This is a genomic window from Corynebacterium sp. (assembly GCF_012838985.1).
Classification (GTDB): domain Bacteria; phylum Actinomycetota; class Actinomycetes; order Mycobacteriales; family Mycobacteriaceae; genus Corynebacterium.
The window spans coordinates 46,386-56,452 of the sequence record NZ_DUOE01000050.1 but is presented as its reverse complement, the minus strand read 5'-3'; the positions used below and the strand labels follow the sequence as shown (position 1 = coordinate 56,452).

Genomic DNA, 10,067 nt, shown 5'->3' with positions numbered 1-10,067 from the left:
AGATCTTGCCGCCCTTGACGTCGGCGACAGCCTTGGCGACGTCGGTGGTGACGGTACCGGTCTTCGGGTTCGGCATGAGACCACGCGGGCCCAGGACGCGGGCGACGCGGCCGACCTTGGCCATCTGGTCCGGGGTGGCGATGGCGACGTCGAAGTCGATGGTGCCGGCGGTGATCTGCTCGATCAGCTCGTCGGTGCCCACGACATCAGCGCCGGCCTCCTCAGCCTCGGTGGCCTTCTCGCCGGCGGCGAAGACGGCGACGCGGACGGTCTTACCGGTGCCGTGCGGCAGGGAGACGGTGCCACGGACCAGCTGATCGGCCTTACGCGGATCAACGCCCAGGCGGATCGCGACGTCGACGGTGGAGTCGAAGTTCTTGGAGGAGGTCTCCTTGATGATCTTCGCGGCCTCCAGCGGGGAGTAGACGCGATCCTTGTCGATCAGCTCAGCTGCGGCCTTGTATGCCTTGGAGTTCTTGCTCATTGTTGCAATTCCTTGTGCGGATTGGTGTGGTCAGCGGGCCGAAGCGGGCCCTGCCACGTGATGTTCAGAGGAAGGGGGAGGGAATTAACCCTCGACCTCGATGCCCATGGAGCGGGCGGTGCCGGCGATGATCTTGGCGGCGGCCTCGATATCGCGGGCGTTGAGGTCCTTCTGCTTGGTCTCGGCGATCTCCTTGACCTGTGCCATGGTGACCTTGCCCACCTTCTGGGTGTGCGGCACGCCGGAACCCTTCTGCAGACCAGCGGCCTTGAGCAGCAGCTTGGCTGCCGGCGGGGTCTTCAGGATGAAGTCGAAGCTGCGGTCCTCGTAGACGGTGATCTCAACCGGGATCACGTTGCCACGCTGGGACTCGGTGGCGGCGTTGTAGGCCTTGCAGAACTCCATGATGTTGACACCATGGGCACCGAGAGCCGGGCCGACCGGGGGAGCCGGGTTGGCGGCGCCTGCCTCGATCTGCAGCTTGATCAGGCCGGTGACCTTCTTCTTCTTGGGAGCCATCGAATTACCTCGTTCCTGGATACCGGTGGGCCGTCACGATGATGTCGACCCCCGTCCGGATGCCGGGCCCCGCTGCCAGCGTCTGCCGCTGGGTCTCCGCGTATCCCGGCCACCGGGGATGAATGTTTCGGGTTCACGCATACGTACACGCGCGAGGGTCAAGCCTACGGCACCGGGGGCCGCAACCAAAATCCCCCGCTCCCCGCGCGGTGCGGGGAACGGGGGTGCGTCGGCAGGTGACCTAGTTGATCTTCTCGATCTGGTCCGCGGTCAGCTCCACCGGGGTCTCACGACCGAAGATGGACACCAGCGCCTGGATCTTGCCGGTCGCCGGGTCGATCTCGGAGATCGTCGCGGAGACGGACGCCAGCGCACCCGTGAGGATGGTGACGGCCTCGCCGACCTCGAAGTCGATCGCGACGGTCGGCTTCGCCTGCTCGTCCGGCATGGCGACGACCTTCTCGCCGTCCGCGGTGACCGCCGCGGCCTCGCCCTCGACGGAGGCCTCCTTCGGCATGAGGAACTTCGCGACGTCGCGGTGCTTGACCACCGTGGCATTGCCCTCGTTGCCCACGAAGCTGGTGACACCCGGGGTGTCACGCACCACGGACCACGCCTTGTCGTTCATCTCCATGCGGACCAGGACGTAACCCGGCAGCAGCTTGCGCTTCACCAGCTTGCGCTTGCCGTCCTTGATCTCGATGACCTGCTCGATCGGCACGACCACGTCGTAGATATACTCCTCGACCTCGAGGGTCTGGGCACGCATGTCGAGGTTGGTCTTCACCTTGTTCTCGTAGCCCGAGTAGCACTGGATGATGTACCAGTCACCCGGGAGCTTCTTCAGCTCGGAGACGTAACGACGCAGGCGGCGACGGTACTCGGCCTCCGCGTCCTCCTCGGTGGTGTCACCGAGGGCGGCGGCGGCAGCGGCCACCTCGTCCTGCTCCGGTTTCTCAGCCTCGTCCTCCTCGGTGGTCGGGGCGACGGCCGGCTCGGCGGCGATGGTCTCGTCGGCGTTGGAGGGGTCGTCGCCGAGGAGTCGCTCGGCGTCGCTGATGTCGGAGTTCTCGGTGTCGAACTCGTCGTTGGTGGTGTTCTCGTCGGTCATTGTGTGCTCCAGACGTGTCTTCTTACGTGGCGGGCCTTGCGCGCCAGTCTAGCGGCCGCGGCCCAATGAATAATCCCGCCGACCTCGACGGGCCCGGCGGGATGACAACTGATGGTGACGACTGTACCTAAGGAGTGAGAACCTTCTCAACTCCGAGGCCCGTGATGAAGTCCACGCTGGACACCAGCGCAGTCACCACGATGAGGAAGGCGAACACGACGAGCGTGTAGATGACCATCTGGCGCGCGGTCGGCCAGATGACCTTCCGCATCTCCGAGACGACCTCCGGGATGAAGGAGCCGACGCCACCACCGGGCTTCTCGTCCTCCTGGTCGGTCTTCACGACACGCTTCGCCTCGTAGGAAGCGCTCGAGGTCGTGCCGACACCGGCGAGCTGACGCTTACCCGTGGGACGGGTAGCACCGGGCTGGTTGGGCTGTCGATCGGTCACAGCACTCCTCGCAAAATGTTCTCTCGTGTTCAGGACTCAGATGAGCCTACCAGAGCCTTACCCCGGCAAGCAGAACGGGCCGGTCCCGAGGAGTGTTCCTCGATGACCGGCCCGTATTGGCAGGGGCGACAGGACTCGAACCTGCAACCTACGGTTTTGGAGACCGTTGCTCTACCAATTGAACTACGCCCCTTGGTGCGCTGATCAAACAGCACGGTTCACCTTACCAGAAGGGCAATCTCTTCCGAAATGTCCCCTCCGGCGGTCAACCGGTAGCGATGGCGGGAATTGAACCCGCGACACAGCGATTATGAGTCGCTTGCTCTACCACTGAGCTACACCGCCAGGTGACTGTTTCGCACTCTCCCAGCCACCGACGGTTGCTCGTGACCGAGGGAGAAAAGAAACAGAGCCCCCTATCAGAATCGAACTGATGACCTTTTCCTTACCATGGAAACGCTCTGCCGACTGAGCTAAGGGGGCACAGCCTCTTGAAGTTGTGGCCTTGATTTCTCTTGGCCGCTCCGTTGAAGCCTTGTAAAGATTAACCCGATGTAGCGTATGAACACAAATCGCCAGGTCAACTGATGTTTTTCGACGCTTTATAGAGCGCTATAAACGCGCTGTGGACGCGCTTTAAAGTGGCTTGCGGGATGCATGCTTGAGGCACCCCGGCGGGCCGGGGTCGGGACGGGGCCGCCGGCGCCGCCAGGGACGCCCCAGACGCCTCTGCTCGTTCGGAAGGACATGTACGGACGGACACCTCCGAGAGGGCACCCCACGGCCCCTCACACGTTCGGGACGACCCCGCCTCCGAATGTGTCCTTCCGAACGTGTCGCGCTCCCCCACCCCGAAATGCAGAGAACCCACCCGGACATTACTGTCCGGATGGGTTCTCATCCGTGTGCCAGATAGAAGATTCGAACTTCTGTAGGCGTGAGCCGGCGGATTTACAGTCCGCTCCCTTTGGCCGCTCGGGCAATCTGGCAAACTTCAGCACCGCTTGCGTGGTGCGTTACACACTCTACTATGACATCCCGAGCAAAGAGCAAATCGGCTGCTCAGGGCACCTGAATGCGGCTAGCCGACGCGGCGGATCGTGTAGCCGGCCAGCAGTCGTAGCGCGTCGGTGGCGGCGCACTCCGGCAGGCGGGCGATCTGGGACTCGGCCTCGGCGAGGTAGCGGTGGACGTCGTCAAGCGCACGCTGACGCCCCTGGGAGCGCCCCAGGAGCTCCAGGGCCTTCTCCACGTCCTCGTCCGCGGTGAGGGGGCCTGTGAGCAGTGCACGGAGCTCGTCGCCGACCTCGCCCTCCTCCTCGAGCGCGTAGAGCACGGGGAGGGTGAACACGCCCTCCCGGAGGTCGGTGCCGGGGGTCTTGCCGGACTGTTCGTGGTCGGAGAAGATGTCGATGATGTCGTCGACGATCTGGAAGATCATGCCCACGGCCATGCCGATGCGGTGGAGGGCGTCCCGGTGCTCCCCGCTGGCGCCGGCGTGGTACGCGCCGAGGTAGCCGGAGGAGGCGATGAGCACGCCGGTCTTCTCGCGGATGACGTCCATGTAGTGCTCGACGGGGTCACGGCCCTCGGCGCCGATGGTCTCGCGCATCTGGCCGGTGACCAGGTCCTGGAAGGTCTGCGCGAAGTGGCCGACGGTGTGGGTGTCCAGCTCGCTCATGAGGCGGGAGGCGTGGGCGAAGAGGATGTCGCCGGCGAGGATGGCGACGGAGTTGTCCCAGCGGGCGTTGGCGGAGTCGACGCCGCGGCGCAGCTCGGCCTCGTCCATGACGTCGTCGTGGTACAGGGTGGCCAGGTGCACCGTCTCCAGGACGGCGGCCGCCTTGACCACCTCGAGGGAGCCGGCGCGGGGGCCGTACTGGGAGGCCAGGAGCGTCATCATCGGGCGGAAACGCTTGCCTCCGGCGGTGAGCAGGTGGGTCACCTTGTCGACGAGGAAGTCCTCGCCCTTCGCCAGTTCCTCGCGCAGCATGACCTCGACCTCGGTCATTCCGGTCGCGATGCGCTCGTTGAGCTCGGCGTCTCCCAGGTCCACGTGCCCCGCCGGGCTGGGCTGGTAGGTAGTGCCGTGGGTCATGTCGGAATGTCCTTGCAACGGTGATGAGGGTCAGGTTGATCGGGTTCAACCGTAGTCCAAAGTTGCCGCCCTCCGTAGTCAGGGTGCCACAATGGTGCGCATGAGTGTGGTCAGTGACGTGGATGTCCTTGTTGTCGGCGCGGGTCCCGCGGGTGCGGCTGCCGCGATCCATGCGGCCGATGCGGGTCTCGACGTCCTGCTCGTCGACGCCGCCACCTTCCCCCGCGACAAGACCTGCGGCGACGGGCTCACCCCGCGGGCCATCCGTCAGCTGGGCCGGCTGGGGCTGGCGGACGAGGTGACCCGCGACTACCACAACAAGGGCCTCAAGCTGCGCGGATTCGGCGGTTCCGTCACCGCGCCCTGGCCGGACGGCCACTACGGCACCCTCGGTTCGGCGATGCCGCGCACCGAGTTCGACCACCTGATCGTGCGCACCGCCGTGGAACGCGGCGCCACCCTGTGGGAGGACGCGACGGCCACGGCGGTGACCTACGGGGGACGGCGCATTGACACGGTGACGGTGCGTCACGGGGGTGTCGGGAAGCAGGTGCGGGCACGCTGGGTGCTCGTCGCGGACGGGGTGCGCTCGACGTTCGGCAAGCTGCTGGGGCGTCAGTGGCACCGCGGCGAGGTCTACGGCATCGCCGCCCGCTCCTACTGCACCTCCCCCCTGTCCACGGAGCCGTGGATCCACTCCGACGTCGAGCTTCTCGACGCCGACGGCACCGTCCAGCCCGGCTACGGCTGGATCTTCCCCCTCGGCGACGGGCGTGTGAACCTCGGCGCCGGCGCGCTGTCCACCGACGCCCGCCCGGCGAAGGTCAACACGAAGAAGCTGCTCTCCCACTACGCGGCGCAGAAGCGGGAGGAGTGGCAGCTGGGCCCCGAGCAGGACGTCACCTCGGCGATGCTGCCGATGGGGGGTGCCGTCTCCAACGTCGCGGGACCCAACTGGATGCTCATCGGCGACTCCGCCGCCCTGGTCAACCCCCTCAACGGCGAGGGCATCGACTACGGACTGGAGTCCGCCGAGATGGCCGTCGACCTGCTTGTCGACGCCGGCCGGCGCGACCTCACCCTCGTGTGGCCGCACCTGCTGCGTGAGACCTACGGTGAGGCGTTCCTGCTGGCCCGCACCGCCGCGCGGCTGCTCACGTACCCGAAGTTCCTGCCGCTCGTCGGCCCGCTGGGGCTGCGCGGACCGGTGGGGGCGGTCATCATGCCGGCGGCGGCGCGCCTCATGGGCAACCTCATCACCGACGAGGACCGCGACCTCATCGCCAGCGCCTGGCGCCTGTCCGGCGCGGCCGTGTCGCGGGTGCGGCGGGACACCCCCCTGTGGTCTACAACGGCTTAGTCGCCGAGTGCAGCGCCACGATGCCGAAGGTGAGGTTCTGCCAGCCGGCGTTCTCCCAGCCGTTGGCGTTGATCACCCGCGCCAGCCCCTCCTGGCCCGGCCACGCGCGGATGGAGTCCGCGAGGTACTCGTAGGCCGCCGGGTTGCTGGACACCACGCGCGCCACCTTGGGCAGCAGGCGCATGAGGTACTCCTTGTACAGCGTGCCGAACACGGGCACGACCGGGGTGGAGAACTCGGCGACGGCCAGACGGCCACCCGGCCTGGTCACCCGCGCCATCTCCCGGAGGCCGGCCTCGTGGTCGTGGATGTTGCGCAGACCGTAGGAGATGGTCACGGCGTCGAAGGTGTTGTCCGCGAAGGGCAGCTGCATGCCGTCGCCGCAGACCTTCGGCACGTCGCGGTCCCGGCTGGCGGCGAGCATGCCCTGGGAGAAGTCGCAGGCCACGCACCAGGCACCCGACTTGGCCAGCTCCACGGTGGAGACGGCCGTTCCGGCGGCCAGGTCGAGGACCTTCTCCCCCGGCTGCAGGTTGAGCCGCTCCCGGGTCCGGCGACGCCACCGGGCGTCCTGCCCGAAGGACAGGATCGTGTTGGTCAGGTCGTATTTCTCACCGACGGCGTCGAACATCGACGCCACGTCGAAGGGTTTCTTGTCCAGGTCTGCCTTAGCCACGCCTAGAGTCTAGGCGAGTCGGTCTCAGGCGACGCGCGCGCCCAGTGCCCGGGCCGCCCACAGCGGCAGCTCGGGGCGCGGGCCGAAGAAGGTCAGCGGGACGCGACGGGTCTCCTCGATGACCTCCTCGTAGTAGCCGAGGAGCTGCCCGCACAGTGACTCCCAGGTCTTGTTCGCCACCGAGGTGCGGGCGTTGTGGCGCAGGGCGTCGTGGCGCTCGGGGTGGAGGAGCCATTCGGCGGCGACGGGGAGGTCGCGGGAGAACGTGTCGACGTCGAGAAGCAGGCCGTTGTAGCGCTCCTGGATGAGGTCGACGGGGCCGCCGGCGCGGGGGCCGATGGTCGGGACGCCGGAGGCCTGGGCCTCCTGGATGGCCTGGCAGAAGGTCTCGAACTCGCCGGCGTGGACGAACAGATCGAGGGAGGCGTACGCGCGGGCCAGCTCCTCACCGCCGAGGGCGCCGGTGAACACGGCCTTCGGCATGAGTTCCTCCAGCTCCGGGCGGGAGGGGCCGTCACCGACGATGACCAGCTGGATGTCGCGGCGACCGTGCAGGGAGGCGAGGCGGTGCACGCCCTTCTCCGCGGCGAGACGGCCGACGAAACCGACGATCTTCTTCCGGCCCGAGCGGTCCCACTGACGGCGCAGCCCCGGGTCACGCTTCTCCGGGTGGAAACGCACCGCGTCGACGCCGCGCCCCCAGTGGCGCACGTTGTTGATGCCGTGGGACTCCAGGTCCGCGATGGTCAGCGACGAGGGTGCCAGCGTCATCTGGCAGATGTTGTGGATGTGCCGGGTCCACTCCCAGGCGGCGGCGGCCAGCGGCGTGAGGTGGTACTTGGAGGCGAAACCGGCGACGTCCGTCTGGTACAGCGCCACCGCCGGGATGCGCAGCTGCCGGGCGGCGTAGGCACCGGCGGCACCGAGCACGAAGGGGCTGGCCAGGTGGATGATGTCCGGGTTGAAGTCACGCAGCGCCTCGGTGACGGTGGCGTTGGGGACGCCGATCGGCAGCGAGTCGATGAGCGGCATGCGCACGGTGGGCACGCGCACGATCTCGAAGCCGAGGTACTCGTGGATCTCCTCCTGGAAATCCCGGGCCCCCGGGGCCACCACCATCGCCTCATGCCCCTCCCGGTGCAGGTGCTCCAGCACGCGGAGGACTGAGTTGGTCACACCGTTGACGTTGGGGAGGAAGGACTCGGCGACAATGGCAACACGCATGGACGTCATGTTCTCCTACCTGGACGACGCCGGCCTGAGCTTCAGGTCAACGTCGGGCGAACTTCGGGTGAACTGGGCCGCGGCCTGGTGACGCGACCGATTGCCCACCACAATACGGCAGCGATAACCGTTGTCACTAGAGCGACACTTAAGGACGGGATGATGGACAGGGTCCACTCACGGCCCTCCACCTTGACCAGGTCCGGGTTGTCCTTCGCGTAGGTCACCCACACGCGCTGCCCCTCACCGAGACCCGTGGGATACAGCAGCCCGGTCGACGGCGCATGGTAGATGCCCTGCTCATCGCGGAAGTCGACGGTGGTGCGCACCCGGCTCACGCCGGTGACGGTCGCCAGCGCCCGCCCCGGGTCCTCGTTGATGGCCCGGTCGTTGAGGAGGGGCCCCACGACCAGCGCCACCGCCCCGAGCATCACCGCGGCCCACAGCAGCAGCACCAGCTGCCGGCCGCGCCGCCCGATGCCCGCCCTCACTTCTTGAGCGCCTCGTGCATCGCCCGGCGCGTGGCCCGGGTGGTGCGTGCCTCGATGACGGTGAAGCCGTCGTGGGGCTCGCTGAGGACGTCGAGAAGCTCGTGCAGCCCCGTGACCTCCTGGTACTGGACGCCGAAGCCCGCGCACAGATCACTGAGCGACACCCCGTGCGGCGTGCCGAAGACCCGCTCGAAGGAGGCGCGGAGTTCGGGGGCGCCGATCTCGAGGGTCTCGAAGATGCCGCCGCCGTCGTCGTTGGCGACCACGATCGTGAGGTTCTCCGGGTGCGCGTCGGCGGGGCCGATGAGCAGACCGCCGACGTCGTGGAGGAAGGTGACGTCACCGATGAGAGCGACGGTGCGCGGGGCACGCGGCTCATCGGGGTGCGCGGACTGGGTGGCCAGGGCGATGCCGACCGCCTGGGAGACGGTGCCGTCGATGCCGGCGGCCCCCCGCGGCGAATACGTGTCGACGCCGTCGTAGGGCAGGCCGACGAAGCTGGCGTCACGCACCGGATTCGAGGCTCCGAGCACCAGCGTGTCACCGGTGCCGAGCGTGTCGGAGACGGCCGCCGCCACGTGCAGGCCGGTGAAACCGTGGTTCGGGTCGGCGATGACCAGACGGACGGTGTCGGCCGCCAGGTCCGAGGCGGCGTCGCAGATCTTCAGCCACTGCTTCGTCGGCTCACCGCTCGTGCGCACGCGGGTGCCGCGACGCGAGTCCGGCCGCGGGTCGGTGAAGTCGGCGGTGCGGGACAGGGTGATGAGCTCGATGTCCGGGTCGTTGATGAGCCCCAGCACGTCACGGTGCAGCGTCGGGTGCCCGACGATGATGACCTGCTCCGGCTTCGTCTCCACCACGTAGTCGTCGGCGCTGATCTGCGGCTTGCGGAAGATACCCGCCGCCAGGGGGTGCACCGGGCGGTAGGGGGCGGGGGCCGTCGGCTCGGCGATGGTGGGCACGTCCTCCAGGCCCTCGACGGCCCAGGCCTCGTCGCCGGCGATGACCAGGGTGTCCCGGCTCAGGTCGACGGCGACCTCGCCGTGGTCGTGCGGGCGGGGACCCGGCGCGCGGCCCAGGGTCCGGTTGGCGGGGGTCTCCGGCAGCTGCGCACCGACGAGCGGCGCGTCCAGCTCCACGTTGACGTGCACCTGCAGCTGCGTCGTGAACGCCTCCGCCAGCTCGGGGACGTGGCTCCGCGCGGAGATCTCCGTGGTCGGGGCGTAACGGCCGAAGATGCCGACCTGGTCGATCGTCTGGCTGGCCCCGGTGTCCTGCATGCGGCGCGGCCGGTCGGCGCTGACCACCGCGAGCGGGACGTGGGAGTAGTACGCCTCCACCATCGCGGGCAGGCAGTTGGCCACGGCGGTGCCGGAGGTCATGACGACGGCCACGTGGCGCTTCTGCACCCGCGCGATGCCGAGGGCGAGGAAGGCGGCGGAGCGCTCGTCGTGACGCACGTGCACCCTGATGTCCTGCCGCGCGAGCAGTGCCAGGCTCAACGGGGAGTTCCGCGACCCGGGGCACACCACCACATCACTGACGTGGCGGGAGAGCTGCTCGACGACGACCTGCGCCAGCTCCACGGAGTCCGGCTGTGCGTTCTGGTTGACCTGGTTGACCATGTGCCTGAGTCTACTGAGCGGGCCCGGC

Annotated in this window: 10 protein-coding genes and 4 tRNA genes; 1 reads left to right on the top strand and 13 read right to left on the bottom strand. The window is 67.9% G+C overall.

The genetic code is table 11. From position 1 onward, the window contains the following. From rplA to GXZ33_RS03070, 9 genes are all read right to left on the bottom strand, one after another. On the bottom strand, positions 1 to 484 hold a 484-nt coding region (gene rplA, locus GXZ33_RS03110), incomplete at its 3' end, for a 50S ribosomal protein L1 (protein WP_291339379.1). 84 nt (positions 485 to 568) lie between these two features. Continuing rightward, positions 569 to 1,003 carry a 50S ribosomal protein L11 gene (rplK, locus tag GXZ33_RS03105; protein ID WP_291339378.1) on the bottom strand — a complete coding sequence of 145 codons (435 nt, stop codon included), beginning with the start codon at positions 1,001 to 1,003 and terminating at the stop codon, positions 569 to 571. Positions 1,004 to 1,244: 241 nt separating this feature from the next. After that, complete coding sequence (nusG, locus tag GXZ33_RS03100; RefSeq protein WP_291339377.1) at positions 1,245 to 2,114, bottom strand: transcription termination/antitermination protein NusG; 870 nt, start codon at positions 2,112 to 2,114, stop codon at positions 1,245 to 1,247. Between the two features lie 127 nt (positions 2,115 to 2,241). Beyond that, a complete protein-coding gene (secE, locus tag GXZ33_RS03095) occupies positions 2,242 to 2,565 on the bottom strand; it encodes a preprotein translocase subunit SecE (protein WP_291339376.1) in 324 nt (107 codons plus the stop codon). A 117-nt stretch (positions 2,566 to 2,682) separates the two neighbouring features. Continuing rightward, a tRNA-Trp gene (locus GXZ33_RS03090) sits at positions 2,683 to 2,758 on the bottom strand. A gap of 80 nt (positions 2,759 to 2,838) precedes the next feature. After that, positions 2,839 to 2,910: transfer RNA gene (locus GXZ33_RS03085), tRNA-Met, on the bottom strand. Between the two features lie 65 nt (positions 2,911 to 2,975). Next, positions 2,976 to 3,048: transfer RNA gene (locus GXZ33_RS03080), tRNA-Thr, on the bottom strand. Between the two features lie 423 nt (positions 3,049 to 3,471). Next, a tRNA-Tyr gene (locus tag GXZ33_RS03075) sits at positions 3,472 to 3,554 on the bottom strand. Between the two features lie 92 nt (positions 3,555 to 3,646). Then, complete coding sequence (locus tag GXZ33_RS03070) at positions 3,647 to 4,663, bottom strand: polyprenyl synthetase family protein (RefSeq protein WP_291339375.1); 1,017 nt, start codon at positions 4,661 to 4,663, stop codon at positions 3,647 to 3,649. A 91-nt stretch (positions 4,664 to 4,754) separates the two neighbouring features. Between GXZ33_RS03070 and GXZ33_RS03065 the strand changes: the two genes are divergently transcribed. Continuing rightward, positions 4,755 to 6,023, top strand: coding sequence for a geranylgeranyl reductase family protein (locus GXZ33_RS03065; RefSeq protein ID WP_291339374.1), 1,269 nt, complete (start codon positions 4,755 to 4,757; stop codon positions 6,021 to 6,023). Here the strand turns inward: GXZ33_RS03065 and GXZ33_RS03060 are convergent. From GXZ33_RS03060 to menD, 4 genes are read right to left on the bottom strand one after another with little or no spacing between them, the layout of a single operon-like run. Beyond that, positions 6,010 to 6,699, bottom strand: a complete 690-nt coding sequence (locus tag GXZ33_RS03060; protein ID WP_291339373.1) for a demethylmenaquinone methyltransferase — start codon at positions 6,697 to 6,699, stop codon at positions 6,010 to 6,012. The genes GXZ33_RS03065 and GXZ33_RS03060 overlap by 14 nt on opposite strands. Positions 6,700 to 6,723: 24 nt before the next feature. Continuing rightward, a complete protein-coding gene (locus GXZ33_RS03055) occupies positions 6,724 to 7,923 on the bottom strand; it encodes a glycosyltransferase family 1 protein (protein ID WP_291339372.1) in 1,200 nt (399 codons plus the stop codon). 41 nt (positions 7,924 to 7,964) lie between these two features. Beyond that, positions 7,965 to 8,414 (bottom strand): DUF3592 domain-containing protein, encoded by a 450-nt coding sequence (locus tag GXZ33_RS03050; RefSeq protein WP_363236827.1) that lies wholly within the window; start codon positions 8,412 to 8,414, stop codon positions 7,965 to 7,967. Further along, the gene (gene menD, locus GXZ33_RS03045) at positions 8,411 to 10,039 is read right to left on the bottom strand and encodes a 2-succinyl-5-enolpyruvyl-6-hydroxy-3-cyclohexene-1-carboxylic-acid synthase (protein ID WP_291339371.1); all 1,629 of its coding nucleotides are present in this window, start codon (positions 10,037 to 10,039) and stop codon (positions 8,411 to 8,413) included. The genes GXZ33_RS03050 and menD overlap by 4 nt, the downstream gene beginning before the upstream one ends. Positions 10,040 to 10,067 lie beyond the last annotated feature (28 nt).